Source organism: Streptomyces sp. NPDC058086 (assembly GCF_042885015.1).
Taxonomy (GTDB): Bacteria; Actinomycetota; Actinomycetes; order Streptomycetales; family Streptomycetaceae; genus Streptomyces.
This window is the reverse complement of sequence record NZ_JBHVST010000162.1, coordinates 1-14,779: the sequence shown is the minus strand read 5'-3', so window position 1 is coordinate 14,779 and position 14,779 is coordinate 1. Positions and strand designations below refer to the sequence as shown.

General features: G+C 70.5%; 13 protein-coding genes. 3 read left to right on the top strand and 10 right to left on the bottom strand.

What is annotated here, in order from left to right:
• Positions 1-153 precede the first annotated feature (153 nt).
• From ACFVWD_RS53745 to ACFVWD_RS53705, 9 genes are all read right to left on the bottom strand, one after another.
• Positions 154-654 carry a hypothetical protein gene (locus tag ACFVWD_RS53745; protein ID WP_389606102.1) on the bottom strand — a complete coding sequence of 167 codons (501 nt, stop codon included), beginning with the start codon at positions 652-654 and terminating at the stop codon, positions 154-156.
• Positions 655-673: 19 nt separating this feature from the next.
• On the bottom strand, positions 674-1,726 hold the full coding sequence (locus ACFVWD_RS53740; protein WP_389606100.1) for a fatty acid desaturase family protein: 1,053 nt from the start codon (positions 1,724-1,726) through the stop codon (positions 674-676).
• A 63-nt stretch (positions 1,727-1,789) separates the two neighbouring features.
• The gene (locus ACFVWD_RS53735; protein WP_389606098.1) at positions 1,790-2,749 is read right to left on the bottom strand and encodes a VlmB-like protein; all 960 of its coding nucleotides are present in this window, start codon (positions 2,747-2,749) and stop codon (positions 1,790-1,792) included.
• A gap of 46 nt (positions 2,750-2,795) precedes the next feature.
• Positions 2,796-3,812 carry a bifunctional lysylphosphatidylglycerol flippase/synthetase MprF gene (locus ACFVWD_RS53730; protein ID WP_389606096.1) on the bottom strand — a complete coding sequence of 339 codons (1,017 nt, stop codon included), beginning with the start codon at positions 3,810-3,812 and terminating at the stop codon, positions 2,796-2,798.
• Positions 3,809-4,276, bottom strand: a complete 468-nt coding sequence (locus ACFVWD_RS53725) for a hypothetical protein (RefSeq protein ID WP_168498307.1) — start codon at positions 4,274-4,276, stop codon at positions 3,809-3,811. The genes ACFVWD_RS53730 and ACFVWD_RS53725 overlap by 4 nt, the downstream gene beginning before the upstream one ends.
• 2 nt (positions 4,277-4,278) lie before the next feature.
• The gene (locus ACFVWD_RS53720) at positions 4,279-5,193 is read right to left on the bottom strand and encodes an SAM-dependent methyltransferase (protein ID WP_389606094.1); all 915 of its coding nucleotides are present in this window, start codon (positions 5,191-5,193) and stop codon (positions 4,279-4,281) included.
• Between the two features lie 77 nt (positions 5,194-5,270).
• Entirely contained in the window at positions 5,271-6,842 is a 1,572-nt protein-coding gene (locus ACFVWD_RS53715; RefSeq protein ID WP_389606092.1) for an ABC1 kinase family protein, read from the bottom strand.
• 133 nt (positions 6,843-6,975) lie between these two features.
• A complete protein-coding gene (locus ACFVWD_RS53710; protein WP_389606090.1) occupies positions 6,976-7,596 on the bottom strand; it encodes a hypothetical protein in 621 nt (206 codons plus the stop codon).
• Between the two features lie 95 nt (positions 7,597-7,691).
• Positions 7,692-8,168: an RNA polymerase sigma factor gene (locus tag ACFVWD_RS53705; RefSeq protein WP_225900915.1), complete on the bottom strand. Its 477-nt coding sequence runs from the start codon at positions 8,166-8,168 to the stop codon at positions 7,692-7,694.
• A 734-nt stretch (positions 8,169-8,902) separates the two neighbouring features.
• Between ACFVWD_RS53705 and ACFVWD_RS53700 the strand changes: the two genes are divergently transcribed.
• Positions 8,903-9,169, top strand: a complete 267-nt coding sequence (locus ACFVWD_RS53700) for a metal-sensitive transcriptional regulator (RefSeq protein WP_389606107.1) — start codon at positions 8,903-8,905, stop codon at positions 9,167-9,169.
• 140 nt (positions 9,170-9,309) lie between these two features.
• On the opposite strand, the gene ACFVWD_RS53695 is transcribed toward ACFVWD_RS53700, so the two are convergent.
• The gene (locus ACFVWD_RS53695) at positions 9,310-11,703 is read right to left on the bottom strand and encodes a M4 family metallopeptidase (protein ID WP_389606088.1); all 2,394 of its coding nucleotides are present in this window, start codon (positions 11,701-11,703) and stop codon (positions 9,310-9,312) included.
• Positions 11,704-12,537: 834 nt separating this feature from the next.
• Here ACFVWD_RS53695 and ACFVWD_RS53690 point away from each other — a divergent pair.
• Positions 12,538-13,065: an NUDIX hydrolase family protein gene (locus tag ACFVWD_RS53690; RefSeq protein WP_389606106.1), complete on the top strand. Its 528-nt coding sequence runs from the start codon at positions 12,538-12,540 to the stop codon at positions 13,063-13,065.
• An 86-nt stretch (positions 13,066-13,151) separates the two neighbouring features.
• Positions 13,152-14,699 (top strand): serine/threonine-protein kinase, encoded by a 1,548-nt coding sequence (locus tag ACFVWD_RS53685; protein ID WP_389606086.1) that lies wholly within the window; start codon positions 13,152-13,154, stop codon positions 14,697-14,699.
• Positions 14,700-14,779: the final 80 nt, after the last annotated feature.

The window sequence follows — 14,779 nt, the reverse complement described above, 5'->3', positions numbered from 1 at the left end:
CCCCGCCCGCCCCCCACCACCCCCTCCTTTCGCGTGGTCGGCTCAGAACGCCGTGCAGCGGCCCTTCTCGCCGGGCCAGAAGCAGACCTGGCCGATGACGTCGAAGCCCGCGACGCCGTCCGGGGTGATCTTGTCGAACCGGGGTGTGGGGATCTACAGCCCGTTGATCCCGTCGCCGGCGAGCGGGCCGCTCGTCACGGTGCGCTCGGGCACAGGGCTGCCCTGCTTGAGGTCACCCTTGAAGTAGAGGCTGCCGACCTCACCCGTGTTCCAGGTGCCCACGCCGTTGCCCTCCACGGAGAAGGTCGGCGGGAACACACCGAATCTTCCGGTGCCGTTGACGCCGAAGACGATGTCGGTCAGCTGTGGTGCCGCCCCGCTGGGCGAGCGGCAGTCCAGGTACCCGATGTGCCCGGTCACCTCGGCCTCCTTGACCCGCACACTGAGCGGCGGACTGAAGTTCACCTCGGCGTCGAGGCGGCACACGAGGTCGGGGACCGGTGCGGCTCGTACCGCGGCCGGTTCGGCCTGGGCGGCGGGGGCGCCCAGGGCGGTGCCCGCGAGGAGGGCGGCGGCCAGCACCGACCTCCGGCCGACGCGCGACAGCGGGGACAGCGGGGACATCTTCGCCTTCGCCTTCACCGAGAACGTCACTGCGTCTGGTTCCTTTCCTTCACGCCGTGGCCGTGGTGCCACGGAGAACCTCGCTCGCGGAGCCCAGATGCTCGGCGAGGTCGCGGTACGACTCCAGGACGCCCGTCTCGACGTACGGGATATCCCGCTCGACGCAGAACTGCTTGACGAGCGGATAGGCGCGGCGCAGCGCCGCTCTGGGCATGCCGGGGAAGAGGTGGTGCTCGATCTGGTAGTTGAGGCCGCCGAAGAAGAAGTCGCCGATGTAGCCGGTGGGCAGGGTGCGTGCGGTGAGGACCTGGCGCTCCAGCCAGCTCCACTCCTTGCCCACGCGGGTCGGCAGGCCCTTGTGGTTGATGGCGAAGCCGAGGCCGAGCAGATAGCCGAGGAGGACCTGGTGGACGGCGAGGAAGAGCAGGACGGACGGCCAGGGCAGGAGCACGAACAGCGCGCCGAAGAACAGCACCGCGTGCAGCACCATCAGGCCGCCCTCCAGAAGGGGCTTGCGCAACGCCCGGCGGCGCAGGGCGATGACGCCGGCGATACGCAGCACGAGGGCTTCGAGGCCCAGCAGCGGGAAGAACAGATAGCGCTGGTTGGCGGCGAGGAAGCGGGCGAATCCCTTGCGGTCCTGGGCCTGTTCGGGCGCGAAGACGGCCACGCGGCGCAGGATGTCGGGGTCGAGCTCCAGGTGGTTGGGGTGATTGTGGTGCCGGTTGTGGTGCTGCACCCACCAGCCGAAGCAGACCCCGAGCATCAGGTTGCCGTGGACCAGGCCGAGAGCCTGGATGAACTTGCGGGACCGGGTGATCTGACGGTGTCCCGCGTCGTGCACGATGAAGGCGAGCTGCTCGTGCCAGACGGCGAGCCAGACCGCGGCCAGGACCACCTTCCACCATGTGCCGCCGGAGAAGGCCAGGGCGGCCCAGCCGAGGGCGTTCATCAGCCAGACCACCGCGATCCCGGTCACGTACTGGCCCGTGCGGGGCCGCATGAGCCCGGCGGCCTGGACGCGCCGGGTCAGCTCGCGGAAGTCCTCGTCCTGCGCGGCCGGTTCATACGGTGAGGAGTTGACTGCCGGGCTGTCGGTCATCGGTGTCCCACCGACCCTTTCGTTGTTGGACGCCCGCGATGCGGGCGGGTGTGCGCGGACTGTTCACGGGGTCAGACCCATGTCGGTGAGGCGCGCTTCCTGGGTGACGCGCGACCATTCCGCGGCGGCGAGCATCCGTTCCTCGGCGGTGGTGTCGACCAGGCGGCGGCCCGGCCACAGCTCGTAGTCGCCCGCGAGGTCGCGGTGCTGCTCCAGCCCCCGCTGATAGAGCTGTTCGCGGCGGAAGGTCATCTGCTGCACGGGGAGTTCGGACCACAACCGCATACCGCGCGCGACGAGTTCACCGATCCTCTCCAGCTCCTCGGGGTGTTGCCGGACATGGCGGCGGACGATCGTGGTGCCCACGGACAGATGCCGGATCTCGTCGATGCCCGCGGCGCGTTCGATCTCGGCGGCGGGCGCGTCGAAGGGCCGCCATTTGCGCTCGCTCAGCTCGGCGGTGGGCGCGAGGACCCCCTCCACCAGGACGGTGAGGGTGATCACGCCGCCGATGTAGTCGCGTTCCTTCTCCATGACGGCGAGCCCGAACTCCTCCAGGGGATTCAGGACGGCGTCCCGGTCGACCCCGGCGAGCGACTCCATGGTGGCTTCCAACTCGTTCTGCGGTACACCCAGTTCGAGCAGGTGGCCGCGGAAGGCGTAGGCGTGCCGGGCCTCGTCCATCAGCTGGGAGGTGTAGAAGTCCATCCCGGCGAGGTCGGGGGCGTACGCGACGAGGAAGGAGATGGCGCGGGCCGCCTTCTCCTCCGCCATCGAGCGGAAGGCGAGCTCCTGCATGACGGCCTGGCGCAGCGGGCCGTCCACCATCATGTGGTCCGGCACCGGTACGTCCGGGGAGCGGCCCAGGGGATCGCCGCCGAGGGTGCCTTCCGGTACGGCCCGGAACCAGTAGCCGAGGTCGCAGCCCTCCGGTGTCAGCTCGGTGCGCAGCGCGCCTTCCAGGAGACCCGGGGCGCGGTGCCGGTCGGCCTCCGCCGGGAACTTCTCGATGGATGTGGTCATTTCAGCCTTTCTGAGTCATGTGGACGGCCGGGGGCCCTGGAGCGGGTCAGACCGACTTGGTGAGGCGCATCAGCTGCCAGACGGCGCCGGGGCTCACCCGGCCCTGGAAGGCCAGGTACTCCGGTTCGATGAGCTGTGGGCGCCATTTGAGCTTGAAGGACTCCTGGGCGGCCGCCGGATAGATGGCGCGCCCCTTGGCCGCCAACACCTCCACGCAGCGGTGCAGGAAAGCGCTGCTCGGGCCGGGCGCGGCCGTGTCCGGACCGAGCTGGACGAACGGGGTGAAGCCGAGGTGCAGCCAGCCGCAGCCCTCGTCCTGGAACTGGCGCAGGGCGGTGGCGAACAGCAGCTCCACCGTGCCGGGCGGGGCGTCCGGGAGCCGCCGTGTGAGGTCGTACAGCCAGCCGGCGTGTTCACCGAAGACCGGTGAGTACGACACGTAACCGACGGTCCGTCCCTCGTGGACGGCGGTGAACAAGCGCCGGTGCGGTGCGCCGGGGCCGCCGCGCTCGCCGATCAGGAACTCGAGTTCCTTGACGTGCCGGCCCTTGGCGCGCAGCCAGGCGGCGTCCACCGCGTCGAGGGCCGCGGTGACGTCCTCGCCGTCCCGCTCCCCGGCGGGCACCTCGACGGCCGAAACCCCCTCCCTGCGAGCCCGGTTGACCATGTTGCGCACCTTGACCATGCGCTGTCCGCCGAGGCTGTACCCGTCGAGCGCGATGCTGAAGGAGGCGCCGAACTGGTTGACGACGAAGCCGTGTCCGGCGTGCAGTTCGGCCTGCGGGCGGGAGAGCTGGACGGCGGCGACCCGGCGTCGCTCACTGCCGGCTCGTGCGAGCAGCGCGGTCAGCAGGCTCGGCTGGTCCTCCACCGCGCATACGGGTCCGCCCAGTTGGAACAGGTGTCGTCGGCCGGCCTCCCGGTACGGGACGAAGCCGTCGACACCGTCCGTGCGGAAGCGGCGGTTCCCGCTGTTCATCGCGAGGAAGGCGCTGCTGTGGCTGCCGTACCTGCGCAGCATCTCGTATGCCTCCGTGTCGGCCGGCGCCTGTGCGGCGCTCACCGCACCGCCGCCTTGTGCCAGGGGACGGTGGCGAAGTCCCGCAGCGGGCCCTGGACGGCGGGGTGCGGAACCGGCTCGAAGGACACGGTGAAGGACTTGGCGAAGTTGCCGAACAGGGCCCGGTCCCCGAAGAGATGGATGGGCAGCACCAGCAGCGCCCACTCCCATCCGTACGCCAGCACCCAGGCGCCGAGGACCGCGCCCTGCACGCTCAGGCTGTGCATGGTGTTGTAGAGCACGTAGTAGACGCGGGAGACCTGCTGGTCGGGGCTGCGGTGGTAGGCGAGCGCGCCCGGGAGATAGCCGATGACGTCGACGTAGGCGAACAGGACGACGGCGACCCACCAGCGCACCTCGGCCAGGTGCGCGAGGAAGAATCCTGCCGCCACCAGGAGCCCGAGCAGGTATTCGAGGCGCAGTAGCCGGTAGGTGGTGGGGGTCTGGCAGAGATTGTGGCCGTCCACGGTCACCGCCCGCCGACCGGGCTCGTCCCGTCGTCCGAGGTCGCGCCGCCGTCCGGAAGCGTCGCGGTGACCAGCATCATGCTGTCCGTCCGGACCCCCGAGAACGCGGCCAGATGCGGGGCAAACCGCTCGACGGCGTACGGCAGTGCCAGCAGGTCCGCGACACGCGCCTGCCAGCCGTGGCCGCCCCACCAGCGCTCCGCGTCCGCGAGGTGCCACACCCACGGTGTCCCCGTGCCGGACAGGGCCTCCAGCCAGGGCTTCACGAAGGGCGAGTCGGCGGTGTCGGCGTTGAGGCACTCGGCGCCGAGGCTGCTGCCCGGCGCGGAGAGCGCGCTCACCGTGCCGATCAGCCGCTCCACCGCCTCCGGTGCCAGGTAGAAGAGCAGCCCCTCGCACAGCCAGGCGGTGGGCCGGCCGGGGTCGAACCCGGCGGCGAGCAGCGCGCCGCGCCAGTCGCCCAGCAGGTCGGCGGCGACCGTGGTGCGCCGGGCGGTGTCCGGCGTACGTCCCTCGACGACCCGTGCCTTGAAGGTCTGTACGGCCGGCAGGTCGACCTCGAAAACATGGGTTCCGGCGGGCCAGTCGAGCCGGAAGGCACGGGTGTCGAGCCCCGCTCCCAGCAGGACGACCTGCGCGCGTCCCTCCCGGGTCGTGGCGAGCAGGTGGTCGTCGAAGAAGCGAGTGCGGACGGCCAGCCAGTCGGGCAGCACCTTCTGCAGGACGCCGGCTCCCGGCGGGGCGCCGGCCGCCCCGGCGGCGTCCAGGAACTCGCCCGCGAGCCGGTCCTCGAAGAGGGCGTCCGCCCGCGCGGACTCCTGGGCCCGCATGCGGACGGTCCACAGGGCCGTCTCCGAGACCCCGTCCAGGGCGCCGGGAGCCGCTTCGCGCTGAGCGTCGTGTTGCTGCATGGGCATGGGTGATTCCTTTGTGCGTGCGGTTGACATGGGCTGTGGATGGGGGGTGCTGACGGTGGATCGGATGGTGGGGTGGATCAGCGGGGCGTGCGGCGGCGGTCGAGGAACAGGGCCGCCGCGCCCAGTGCCATCAGGCCGCGCGAGGGTGACCAGGGCCGCTGTCCGCCCATGGAGGAGGGCGTGTGCGGCTCGTGGAGCTGGAGCGCGAACTGGCGGTTGGCCGCGTCGGAGAGCAGCCCGCGCCACTGTTCGGGGGCGGACGCGGCGGCCGAGAGCAGGTCCATCGTGTTGCGGGCGACCTGATCGACGGAGAAGTACTCGCGGATCAGGGCCAGGATGATCCCGCGCGCCTCCGCCTTGAAGACCTCCGCGAGGGCGATGTCCGGCGCGAGACAGCGCACCGAACCCTCCAGGTTCGCGAAGGACTTGCCGAGCAGGGAGATGGCGGGCGCCGAGCCGATGCCCCGCCGGGTCGCCTTCTCCAGGACGGTGGTCAGGGACACCCCGAAGTTGATGTCCTCCAGGGAGGCGGTGGCGACCTTGGGGACCAGCGCGGCCATGTCGGCGGCGAACGCGGGCAGGTTCGACCAGGCGGTGACCCGGCCCATGTCGGCCCACGCGTGGGCGAGACCGTGGCCGTCGTTCTGCGCGATGGCCATGAGCAGGGGCAGCAGCTGGAGGCTGGTGCGCCGGTCGAGGCGGCCGACCATGCCCCAGTCGATGAGGGTGGCCGGGCCGCCGGGCAGCGCGAAGACGTTGCCCGCGTGCGGGTCGGCGTGGAACATCCGGTCCACGAAGTACCCGCGGTACATGAAGCGCAGCAGGTCCTTGCCGATGTCCGTGCGCTCCCGGTCGCTGAACGAGCGGCGGTCGAGATGGCGCACGGAGGTGCCGGGCGCCAGCGACTGGATCAGCACCTTGGGGGTGGCGTGGACGACCCGGGGCACGGACAGCGACGGATAGCGGCGGATGTTCTCGCGGGCCTCGTCCATGTTGCGGGCCTCGCCGGTGAAGTCCAGCTCGGGTTCCATCGCGTCGAAGATGGAGCCGAGCATCGCCTCGACGTCGATGACCTCGTTGAATCGGGGTGCGGTACGGGCGACGATCCGGGACGCCTTGCGCATCAGTGCCATGTCCGCGCGGACGGTGTCCCGGATCCCGGGCCGCTGGATCTTCACCACGGCGGGCCGGCCGCCGGGCAGGGTCACCCGGTAGACCTGGGCCAGCGAGGCGGCCCCGAGCGGGCGGACCGTCTCGATGTCGTCGAAGCGGCGCTTCCAGTCCATTCCCAGTTCCTCCTGGAGCACGGGCTCGAAGAGGGCGAAGGGCTGGACGTCGACCTGGTCGTGGAGGTTCTGCAGTTCGCCGATCATGGAGGCGGGCACCATGTCGGGCCGGGTGGAGAGGATCTGGCCGAGCTTCACGTAGAACGGGCCGAGGCTCTCCAGGGCGTGCCGCACCGCCTTCGCACGGCGTGCCCCGTCCACGGAGGTGGTCCCGTCCCCGGCGGAGGCCTCGCCTTCCGCCGGGGAGTTCGGGTCCTGCCGGGACCGCCGGCGCTCCCGCGTCACCTGGCCGACCTCGTCGGCGACGAGGCTTCCCAGCACCTTCACAACCAGCCGGAGCCGACTGCCGAGCATGGCACCCATGTGTCACAACCTCCTGTGCCTGACGAGTTCCGTCGGTCATCCGTGCGATCGCCCACGCACGTGGGTCATGCGGCGCGATCACTCACCCGAGGTGAGGCGGTACGCGCCCGGTGAGCCCCGGTTCAGCGGCGGCTCAGCCGCTCTTCCTCGCCGCCGGTGCCCGCCCGGCGCCCGCCATGGCGCCGGCCACCCCCTGGACGCCCTCCAGCACGTTCACCAGGGAGGCGACGAGCTCGGAGAGCTGGGCGATCTGCCGGGGCAGCGCGGCCAGGCCCTCCGCCATGTCGGCCGCGCCCGAGACGGCCGAGGCCGCCCCGCCGGCGACCTGTCCGAGCGCGCCCAGCGGATTGGCACCACCGAGGGCGCCGAGCGGGTTCGCGCCGCCGCCCGCGAGGGCCGCGAGCGGATTGGGTACCCCACCGCCCAGTGCGGCCAGCGGGTTGGGGGCCGCGCCGGCGAGAGCGGCCAGCGGGTTGGCGGCGCCGAGGCCGGCCGCGGCGTTGGCCGCGTTGGCGAGTGCGGCCACGGGGTTGGCCACGCCGCCGAGGGCGGACAGCGCGCTGACCGTCCGCAGCACATCGCCGGGAAGCCCGTTCAGCGCCTGATACGGATTTCCCGGGGTGAGCCAATCCGCGGAATGCGAATCGTCGCCTTTCCGGTCGAGAATTTCATCGAATGCCTTCTTGGTGCTGTCGGCGATATCGCCGATGAAATCCTTGATGGTGTCCTGGGTGTTATTCTTGCTCACGTTCACTACCCTTTCCATCTCATCCGCACTCCCGGAATTCGGGAGCCGTTTTCGTCCCCACTCCCGGCCTGCGCCGGACGCGGGAGGAATGCGGAAATCTGTCATGCCGCGGCGCCGTCGAGGGCCCTGGCGCAGAGCAGCCGCAGCCGAGCCCGCCCCCGGGTGAACGCGCCTTCGGCCGCCTTGACCGAGATCTGGTGCATGCGGGCGAATTCCAGCGTGGAGATCCCATGGGCGCGGGCGAGGACCACCTGTCGCTCCCGGCCCCGCAGCAGGTGCACCTGGCCGAGCAGCCAGCGTCCGAAGTCCTGGTCGCACACGCCTTCGTCCGGCAGCTCGGGTCCGCCCACGTCCGCCGCGCGGCGCAACAGTCGCCGTCTTCGCTCCAGTTCGCGGTAGTGGTCCACACAAAGACGAAGGGCGACCGAGGTCAGAAAGGGACCGATCCGGTCCTGGTCGAGATTGCCGTGGGCGGCCGCTCTGAGCATCGCTTCCTGAACGCAGTCCTCCGCGTCCTGAGCATTCGGCAGCCGGCGGCGGACCAGCCTCATCAGTCGCTCCCGGTGACTGGCGATCACATCCCAGGAGAACTCCCGCCGCACCTCTTCCTGGGATGCGTGGCTTGCTCGATCAATCGCTCGATCGATGATTTCGTACTCATCTAAGTGGTCTAACAATTCCCTGTGATCCATGGCCCCGAGCTTGATTCCCTGGTGCGAATCAGAATATTCGCACGGCCTATCCCCACCCGTCGCGAAGGTTCTTTTCCGAGTCAACACACCAACAAACCAGAGGGAATACGGACCACTCATCCGCATGGAAAACGGAGGACTTTGTTCCGGCATACCCCATACCGTGCTACACATTTCACGCATGCATCTGCGGCGCTTCACGTCTGCGGAAACGTCACGCCATGAGCGGGGCCGCACCAAAAGGGAGCCGAAATCACATCCGCCTCAGCGGCGCGGGGGCCGATCGCGCCAAAATCCTCGACCGCGAACGGGCACCCGGGGGCCGACCTCGGACCACGGTGAGGGTCCGGGAACGGGCCGGGCCGCCCCGAGGGGCCACCGCCACCCCGAAAGTCGTCGCGGCCGTCTGGCTCGTTCTCGCCGCCGGGCTCGGCACACTCTCCCCCACGGCGACCTCCCCCCAAGGGTCGCCCGGGCGAACCGACCGGTTGACGATCCCGCGATAAAGAAGGTCATCGGACCGGGCGGGCCGACCGGCGGCCTCCCGGACGGCCGCCCCCATTGATACCCCAGGGGGTAAACTCAACTGCACCACCCCGAGGAGGAGCCACCCCATGGCCATGTCCGTCGACGAGGAAGCCAGTACCGCGATCCTCAACCGCCTGCGCCGCGCTCAGGGGCAGCTGACCGGCGTCATCGCCATGATCGAGGCCGGCCGCGACTGCAAGGACGTGGTCACCCAACTCGCCGCCGTCTCGCGCGCGCTCGACCGCGCCGGATTCAAGATCGTCGCCAGCGGGATGCGCCAGTGCATGGCCGCGGCCGACGACGAGACGCCCCCGATGTCCGAGGCCGAACTCGAGAAGCTCTTCCTCGCCCTCGCCTGAGCCGGCCCGGCGTCGACGACGTCACGGGAACGACGACAACACGAGGACCACGACACACCGACGCGACGTGGGCCACCCTGGCGGGTGACCCACGTCGCGGCTGTTGCCGGGGAGGCGTCAGACGGTATCGATCGGGTCGGTCAGCTGGTCGTGACGGCGGTGTCGTCGACGACGAAGCTGGTCTGGAGCGAGGAGTCCTCGACCCCGCTGAACTTCAGAGCGACGGTGGTACCGGCGAACGAGGACAGGTCGAAGGTCTTCTGCGTGTACCCCGTGGCCTTGTTCAGGTTGGAGTACGTCGCCAGCGTCGTGGTGCCGGCGGTGACCGTCAGTTTGTCGTACGCGGTGCTGGTGGTCGTCTCCGCGCTGTCGATGTGCAGGTAGAAGGTGAGGCTGGCCTTGCAGCCGGACGGGATCGTCACCGACTGGGAGAGCGTGTCGGTGTGCGTCGAGCCGTAGCCGTCCAGCCACGCCTTGTACGAACCGGCGTGCGCCGCCTGGCTGCTGGAGTTGGTGATGACGCCGCTGGTCGCGGTCCAGGTGGTGTTGCCCGACTCGAAGCCGGGGTTGCCGAGCAGCTGCGCCGAGGTGCAGGTGCCGCCGCCGGAGGAGCTGACGGTCCAGGTGAAGGACGCCGTTCCGGTGGCTCCGGTGCTGTCGGTGACGGTGACCGTGGTGCTGTACGTCCCGGCGGTGGTCGGCGTCCCGGTGATCGCTCCGGTGGAGCTGTTGATCGACAGGCCGGTGGGCAGCCCGGTCGCGGCGTAGCTCAGCGAGCCGGTGTTGGTGCTGCTGGCCGAGATCTGCAGGCTCACCGCGGTGCCGACGGTGGACGACTGGCTGCCCGGGTTGGTGACGGTCACCCCGCTCGACGGCGGCGTGACATGGCTGCCGACGTTGATGCCCGCGAAGGCGTTCGCCACCCCCGCGTACTGGGTGGAGCTGGCGCCGTACAGGGCGGTGGCCGCGTTCAGGGCGGCGGTGCGGGCGCCCGCGTAGTTGGTGCTGGACGTCATGTACGACGTCAGCGCCTTGTACCAGATCTGCAGGGCCGCGGCCCGGCCGATGCCCGCGACGGCGACTCCGTCGGAGGTCGTGCTGTTGTACGTGACACCGTTGATGACCTTGGTGCCGCTGCCCTCGGAGAGCAGGTAGAACATGTGGTTCGCCGGGCCCGAGGAGTAGTGGACGTCCAGGTTGCCGACGCCTGAGTACCAACTGTCCGCGGAGCCGCCGTCCTTGCTCGGCTTGTCCATGTAACGCAGCGGCGTGCCGTCGCCGTTGATGTCGATCTTCTCGCCGATGAGGTAGTCGCCGACGTCGCTGGAGTTGTTGGCGTAGAACTCGACGCCGGTGCCGAAGATGTCGGACGTGGCCTCGTTGAGGCCGCCGGACTCACCGCTGTAGTCCAGGCCCGCCGTGTTGGAGGTGACGCCGTGGCTCATCTCGTGCCCGGCCACGTCGAGCGAGGTGAGCGCGTGGGTGCCGCCCGAGCCGTCGCCGTACGTCATGCAGAAGCAGCTGTCGTCCCAGAAGGCGTTGACGTACGCCGAGCTGTAGTGGACGCGCGAGTAGGCGGCGACGCCGTCGTTCTTGATGCCGCTGCGGCCGAACGTGTTCTTGTAGAAGTCCCAGGTCTCCTGGGCGCCGTAGGCCGCGTCCGCGCCGGCGGTCTGGGTGTTCGAGCCGGCTCCGGTGCCCCACGTGTCGTCGGAGTCGGTCATCAACGTGCCCGTGCCCGAGGTGCCGTTGTTGAGGCTGTACGTCTTGTGGCCGCCGCGCGTGGTGTCGTACAGCTGGTACGTCGAACCGGACAGCGTGGTGTTCAGCGTGACCGTGCCGCTGTACTGGGTGTTGCCCGTACCGGTCTTGATGCCCTGGTAGCGGTAGAGCTCCTGGCCGGTGGTGGCGTCGGTGATGACATGCAGCTGGCTCGGGGTGCCGTCGTCCTGGAGGCCGCCGATCACGGTCTCCCAGGCAAGCTTCGGGGTGCCGCTGCCGGCCCAGATCACCTTGCGGGCGCTGTCGGTGGTGGGCTTCTCGGCGGCCAGGGACTTGGCGGCCTTCAGCGCCTTGCTCGCGGCGGCGGACTTGGTGAAGGTCGCGGTGGTGGAGGCGACCTTGATGGTCCGCTTGTTGTTGAAGGTGCTGCTCACCGTGCCGGCGGCGAGGGACGCCGGCGGGGTGTGCACGATCACGTCGCCGCCCAGCACCGGCAGGCCGGAGTAGGTGCGCTCGTAGCGGGTGTGGAGCGTGCCGTCCTGGTCCTTGACGACGTCCTTGACGACCAGCTTCTCCTTGGCCCCGAGGCCCAGGGTGCCGGCGGTCGCCGTGGTCTTCTGTGCCGCGCTCTTCAGCAGTGCCGAGTGCTGGGCGGGGGTGAGCTTGGCCTCCAGGCCTGCGGTGCGCAGCGGACTGGGGTGGGGGGCGGCAGGCTTGGCGGCCGCGGGGACCGTCTGTATGCCGACGGCCAGGAACGCGGCGGTGGCCGCCAGCGCTCCGGCTGCGGCCGCCTGACGGGGGATTCGTCTCACTCGTACTCCTACTGCTGCGGCCGCGCGTCGACGGCCGGTGACAGACCCGGGCAGACGGGATGTGCTGGCCGGGACGAGCTGAGCAGTGCGGGGCCCCTGCGCAGACCGTGTGAGGCCTGTCCGGCAGGTGAGGAAGAAGAATGACAGCTTGACCTAGACATGTCATGCAGGTCGGAGGCAATCGAGGGTTAACCCTCGACGACGTTCACGTGGGGCGCACGGACGAGGTTCACCCGGGGCGCACAGGAGGCCGCCTTCACCCGGATGGCGGCGCCCGGCGGACCTCGGAGCCACCTCCAGGTCGTTCACCTCACCGGACGCGACTTCGCCGGTGGCACGGCGACGGAGTACGCGAAGGCGGAATGGGGATAAGCCCGGAGAGCACGGCATGGCGCCGGACCGTGCCCCAGGGTCGGCATCCCTCCTTGGTAGTACGACCGGGTCGCGCGTCTGCGCCTCAGGGAGAGGTGCGGGTGACCCGTGAGCACGACGCGCGTGAGCGCGGCGGCGTGGAAGCTGGTTGTACGAGTCCGAGGAGGCCGCCATGAACCGCCAGATCCGCATTCGCCCCAGCCGTCGCCCCGCCACCGAGCGCGAGGTGACGATCGACCGCAGGACACCGTCGGGCCGCCTGCTGCCCTACTGACGCGACGGCTGCCCTGCTGATCCGACGCCCGCCCTCCCCATCCGACGACTTTCCATACCGATCCGGCCAGTCGGCGTATCCGTTCCGCCGCGCGCACGTTGTGGGTGATGACAATGGCCACCAGACACCACGGCGAGCACTGCGCGCGGATCCGGAAGGGTTGAAAGTATGATCAGCCAATGTCTGACATGACCGAGACCACGCCGGGCTGGCTGACGCCCGACGAACTCGAAAGCGCGCGCGCACGCATGCCGATCCTGTACGTCGAGGCCGTGCCGGTCCGCGTCGACGACAACGGCGAAGTCACCAGCATCGGACTGCTGCTGCGCATAGGGCCGGACGGGACGGTCAGCCGCACCGTCGTCTCGGGCCGGGTGCTGCACCACGAGCGGGTCAGGGACGCCCTCCTGCGCCACCTGGAGAAGGACCTCGGCCCGGTGGCGCTCCCCCGCATCCCGACCTCGCTCCAGCCCTTCACCGTCGCCGAGTACTTCCCCACGGCGGGCGTCACGCAGTTCCACGACCCCCGCCAGCACGCGGTCTCCCTCGCCTACATCGTCCCGGTGACCGGCGACTGCCGCCCCCGGCAGGACGCCCTCGACCTGGTCTGGTTCAGCCCCGAGGAGGCCTCGTCACCCGCGGTCCTGGGCGAGATGCCGGGCGGCCATGGAGCCCTCCTCAAGCAGGCCCTGGCCCATGTGGGCCGGCTGTCCTGATTTCGGGCCTCCGCTAGAGTCGGCGCGGTCCCCGGTCAGACATGCTGCCGCGGGGGGTGGTCCTGCGCTGGGGGATGACGGGCACGATGCGGTTCGAACGAATGCAACTGGCCGGGTACGAGATCCAGGAGGTCCTGGGCCAGGGCGGGTTCGCCACGGTGTACCGGGCGCGGCAGCTGGCCGTGGGCCGCGAGGTGGCGCTCAAGGTGGACAGCAGGGTGCTCGACTCGCCCCGCGACCGGCAGCGGTTCATGCGGGAGGTCACCGCCGCCGGGCAGTTGTCCGGGCATCCGCACGTGGTCCCGGTGTACGACGCCGGGGTGTTCGACGACAACCGCCCGTACATGGTGCTCGAACTGTGCCCCGGCGGCTCCCTGGGTGATCGTCTGCACCTCCAGGGCCCCCTGTCCGTGAAGGAGGCCCGCGACATCGGCGTGGGCATAGCCGACGCGGTGGCCGCGGCGCACACCGCCGGGGTACTGCACCGGGACATCAAACCCGGCAACATCCTGATCAACCGGTACGGCGGTGTCGCGCTCGCCGACTTCGGCCTCGCGGCCATGCCCCGGCCGGACCGGGAACTGTCGGTCACTCGGGAGGCGTTGACCCCCGCGTACGCTCCGCCCGAGGCCTTCCACCTGGCCGAACCGACCCCGGCCGGCGATGTGTACTCGCTCGCCGCCACGCTCTACGCCCTGCTGCGCGGCCGCCCGCCGCACTTCCCCGAGGACGGCACCCAGCTCAGTCTCGCGGAGCTCATCGTGCGGCACACCTGGCCCTACCCCGATCTGCCGGGAGTGCCGACGGCCCTCAACGAGGTGTTCGGGCAGGCCCTGGTGGCGGACCCGGCGCGCCGGCTGTCCGACGCCGGGGTACTGCGTGACGCGCTCGCCGCCGTCGACGTGGACAGCGCCGACCGGGTCGGCTTCGGTCCCGTACCCGGCGGCCGGACCACCACCGTCCCCGCGCGACGGGACACCGCGCCTCCGCCCGAGCCCGGTCCGCCGGGCACGACCACCGTCCCGGCGCCCCGGGACCGGGAGAAGAAGAGGCGGCGCCCCCAGCTGATCGCCGCGGTGGCGGCGGTGGCGGTCGCGGTGAGCGTGTCGGTCACCGTGATCACCTACCGGGGCGGGGGGTCCGACGCCCCCAAGTCCCCCTCGACCGCGTCCCGGCCGTCCGTCACCGCGTCCACCGTGAACACGGGGTTCGGTGGGGTGTCGGCCACCGCCCGGGACTGCCCCGCCGCCGCGGTCGACGGCGCGGGCGGCCGGTGCGTCACGACCCCCGAGTGCTGGAGCGGCATCACCGACATCTCGGGGACGATCACCGTCAGCCTCGCGGACTGCCGGGTGAAGCACGTGTGGGAGACCTTCGCCATCGCCCCGCTGCCCAAGGACGGGATGACGAACAACGCCCGGGACCTGATCAAGCACCCCACCGTCCAGGCGCTGTGCTCGCACGAGGTGATGCTGAAGTCCAGGACGGCCACCGGGCGGGCCGTCACCGGTCAGTGGAGCACCGACATCCTGCCGCCGACCGCCCAGCAGTGGGCCGATGGACTCCGTGCCTTCCGCTGCGTCGCCCACGCGTCCACGGAGGACGGGGAGATCACCGACAGCCACTTCGGGTAGGAGCGGCCGAGCGCCGACGAGCCGGTGCCCGGTCACGTCGTGAACGAACTGACCGGGCCCCCGCCACACGACGGTGTCGC